This is a genomic window from Pseudomonadota bacterium (assembly GCA_039024915.1).
In the GTDB taxonomy this organism is placed as follows: Bacteria; Pseudomonadota; Alphaproteobacteria; order Rhizobiales; family MH13; genus MH13.
The window spans coordinates 1-3,232 of the sequence record JBCCPK010000022.1 but is presented as its reverse complement, the minus strand read 5'-3'; the positions used below and the strand labels follow the sequence as shown (position 1 = coordinate 3,232).

4 protein-coding genes are annotated in these 3,232 nt (G+C 56.4%); all 4 read right to left on the bottom strand.

From position 1 onward, the window contains the following. Nucleotides 1-473, bottom strand: a 473-nt coding sequence (locus tag AAF739_17980) for an FkbM family methyltransferase (GenBank protein MEM6384557.1), incomplete at its 3' end; no start/stop codon positions are given. Nucleotides 474-525: 52 nt separating this feature from the next. After that, nucleotides 526-1,524 (bottom strand): class I SAM-dependent methyltransferase, encoded by a 999-nt coding sequence (locus AAF739_17975; protein MEM6384556.1) that lies wholly within the window; start codon nt 1,522-1,524, stop codon nt 526-528. A 277-nt stretch (nt 1,525-1,801) separates the two neighbouring features. Continuing rightward, nucleotides 1,802-2,842 (bottom strand): Gfo/Idh/MocA family oxidoreductase, encoded by a 1,041-nt coding sequence (locus AAF739_17970; protein MEM6384555.1) that lies wholly within the window; start codon nt 2,840-2,842, stop codon nt 1,802-1,804. A 105-nt stretch (nt 2,843-2,947) separates the two neighbouring features. Then, nucleotides 2,948-3,232: hypothetical protein (locus AAF739_17965; GenBank protein MEM6384554.1), on the bottom strand; the 285-nt coding region annotated here is incomplete at its 5' end.

The window sequence follows — 3,232 nt, the reverse complement described above, 5'->3', positions numbered from 1 at the left end:
GAAGCGCGGACGCCCAGAATACCCTTCTCCAGCATCGCGTCGAAACCTTCGATCACATCCTGCTCGGTGCCTTCCGTGTCGACTTTTAGAAAGTCCGGGAACAGGCCCAACTCTTCAAAGACATCGTCACCGGTTTCCATGTCGATTTCGAGAGTCTCGTCGATTTCCGCCTGACCTGGCTTAAGGTGGCGGAAGCATTCGGACGTCAGGTCCGGCTTCAGGCAGGAAGACAGGCCGCGGTGGCGGGTGAGGTAAAATTCGCGCTTGCCCTTTTCCTTGTCGAGCGCCTTTTCCTCGACCTCATATTTGAACGACGCGGTCTGCTGATAAATTTCACGCAGACGCTCAGCTTCTTCCGGATCAGGTTCGAAGGCGATGTGATGCACCGGCGCATCGTAATTGTTCCAGGTGGGGTGGATGCCGTAGCGGGCGCCGATATCGGCTGCGACCGTCATGTCGTTCAGTTTGGCCATGAGCGGGGCTCCTCGGTAGTGTGGGCGTTGCGGTTGTTGGCTGGCCTAACGGTCAAGCCATCGGCTTTTCATCTTCGGTACCATCGCGATAGGCGAGGTCCGGCAAGGTACGGTAGAAGCGGCCACCAGCGGCCACGAATTCCGGCTGGCGGCTGGCGATTGCAGTCGTATAGCGCCAGGCCAGCACACCGACATCGCATGGCATCTCATTCTTCAACTGGGCGCCCGTGAGCACCGGAATATCACCATGAGTGGAACGTATAATGTTGGTCAGCGGCGTGTCATCAAACACGGCGTCAATCAGGTCGCCCAGCTCGAAATAATGGATCAGCGCTGCGCAACCGACAGACGCGCCAAAGGCGAGACCGCGACCAGTTTTCTGACGCGATTCTTCCAAACGCTTGCGTATTTCGGCGCCGGTTTCGGCGATGCGTTTGTTGAACGTGTCGAAAAGGCGCCCGTCGTAAAAGCCGGCTTTTTCTTCTTCCGCAATCAACTCCCCGACGCTTGCATCCACCGCGCGAGACCCGCCTTTTTTCTGGGCGATGAAGCGGATGGAACCACCCTTCGGCGCGATGCGCTCTGAGCGAATGAGCTCCAGACCGAGTGAGTCGAAAAATGCCTGCGTCGGGCGCGTAGCAAAATAGGAAATGTGCTCGTGATAGATCACGTCGAGCAGCATTCGCTCAATCATGTCGAGGGCATACTGCGTCTCGACGACGAGAATACCGTCATCAGCCATCACGGTCTTCGCACCCTCAAAGAGGGCATGGAGATCATCAATATTGGCGACAGTGTTGTTAGAGATAACGACGTCGGCAAGACCCTGTTCTGCGGCGATCTTGTCCGCCAAATCCTGTGTGAAGAAATCGCCGATCGTGGGGATGCCCCGCTCGGTTGCGTCGCGCGCAATACGCTCTGCCGGATCGATCCCTTGCACCTTGGCGGCACCATGATCCTTCGCCAGCTGCAACAACGAGCCATCGTTGGAGCCAATATCGATGACGAAGCTGTCCTTCGTCAGATCGCCACGCTCCACGAGCTCCGCCATGAAGCGACCGAAATGCTCACGAAGTCCAAGTGATATGCCGGTCTCGTATTGGAAGTTGCGATACTGAAAGGCCGGATCGACGATGGTCGCCAGTTGGAGATGGCCACAATCGCCACACTGCCAGCAATCGGCGGGCGCTACGTCTTCCACAAGCGTGCTTTGTCCCACATTGGGAGAAGCCACGGGCAGTGCAGCAAGCGGCACAACTTTGTTCATCTTTGCGCTATGGCAAAGGCGGCATGTGTCGCGAAGAGTGTAGAAAGACTCGGTCATGAATTCACGCAACGACTGATCGCCACATAGCGTCGATCAGTTTCATATCCTGCAAGCAATTGGCGGGCTTATTGCCGGAATCGTTGCCTTTTTCCAGCCCTTCAACAAAGTTTCGCGCTTGCCGAGCAAAAGCCCAAGGCGTGTTGCCGGTCTGCACCTCAATCTGATGCAACCCGTCGTGATCGCGACATTCGATACGCGCGTGGGCGCTCATATCCAGCGGCGAGGGAATGATGAGCGACAGACGACCATTGGCGAAGGTCACGTCAAGCTGCTGATCCCAAACGCCCGTCCACACCGGCGCTGCCACGAGATCAATAGGAACCTCGCCTGCCATGAGTGATGCCCGTTGGGTCTTGGTCGCATCGCTGGAGAAGCGCTGCAGCAGCAACCCATCACCGAACAGGAAGCGGAGCAGATTAACATCGTGACTCATGACGTTGAGACAGTAGCGATAAGAATCACCGAGTTCTGGCGGCAACCAGTCAGGCGCATCAACCGCTTCGGGATACCGCACGATACGACTACCACTGCGGCGAAAATGTTCAGGCGGTACCACACCGTAGCGCGCACAGAAATCACGCATTGCCACATGACGGATGGGGCCGAGCCTCTGTGTGGTGGCTGGATCAGCCAGCATCGCTCTTAACTGTTGAACTCCCGGATCGTGGCGCTTCATGAATCCAATGGTCCAGTCGGCTTCATGGTCCGCGGCAAGGTCTGCAAGCGCTTGAGCTGCATCTAAAGTTAAAGCCATCGGCTTTTCGGACAGAACTGGCTTACCCGTCTTCAGTGCATCACGCACCACCAGTTCCTGCGCCTTCAAGGGCAAGCAGACCACCAGAGCATCGAAGTTTCCAGCAGCCAACAGGTCCTGGTAGGCACTGTACTGAGCGTCGAAACTATGGGTCTTGCCCACGTTCTCCAGAAGCTCCGGGGCAGGCTCCGACAATGCCGTTAGGCGCACATTCGGCAAGGCACTTAACGGACCGATATGGGCAATTTGCGCGATGAAGCCACCGCCTATGACGGCAATATCAGGCATCGCAGGGCTCGTGTTCGGACCAGGTCATCATACAAGCCCGATCACACACCTTCGACCGAGTGGCAAGTTTTGAACATTCGCCAACAGCATACAGGCAAGGCACGCTCACGTATCGAGCACGTCGCCCAACGTCATGTCGTGAAGAATCCACGCCGAACAATTGTGCCCGTAATTGTAGAAGTGCGACGCAGAGAACCGATCCGCATTCTTGGCGAGAAATTCATCGAACGCACGTCTCTGGCCAAAGAGTGGGTTACCACGATTGCAGTTCCAGTCGTCGAACAAGAGGATCGTTCCGTCCTGAAGCACGTCATCTCGCACAAGGGCATCGAAACACTCCACGGTGGACTGATATAGGTCGCAATCAAGATGAACGATCGCTGCTTTGGT

Coding starts and splice junctions, on each gene's coding strand:
- AAF739_17975 (MEM6384556.1), bottom strand. CDS start 1,524: ATGGCGGAGCTCGTGGAGCGTGGCGATCTGACGAAGGACAGCTTCGTC.
- AAF739_17970 (MEM6384555.1), bottom strand. CDS start 2,842: ATGCCTGATATTGCCGTCATAGGCGGTGGCTTCATCGCGCAAATTGCC.